At 60.4% G+C, this 207-nt stretch carries 1 protein-coding gene; it reads right to left on the bottom strand.

Annotated elements, in window-relative coordinates; genetic code table 11:
* The coding region (locus IO30_RS41200) for a condensation domain-containing protein (protein ID WP_037895616.1) at window positions 1–207 on the bottom strand (207 nt) is incomplete at both ends.

Below are 207 nucleotides of genomic sequence, written 5' to 3'. Positions count from 1 at the left end.
CTGCAACGCCAACATCACCTGGAACAACGGATGCCGCGCCATCGAACGCGCCGGATTCAACACCTCCACCAACCGCTCGAACGGCACATCCTGATGCGCAAACGCCGCCAGATCCACCTCACGCACACGGCCCAACAACTCACGGAACGACGGATCACCCGACACATCCGTCCGCAACACCAACGTGTTCACAAAGAACCCGACGAG

It is taken from the genome of Streptomyces xanthophaeus (assembly GCF_000725805.1).
GTDB lineage: Bacteria > Actinomycetota > Actinomycetes > Streptomycetales > Streptomycetaceae > Streptomyces > Streptomyces xanthophaeus.
This window is presented reverse-complemented; position numbering and strand designations above follow the sequence as displayed.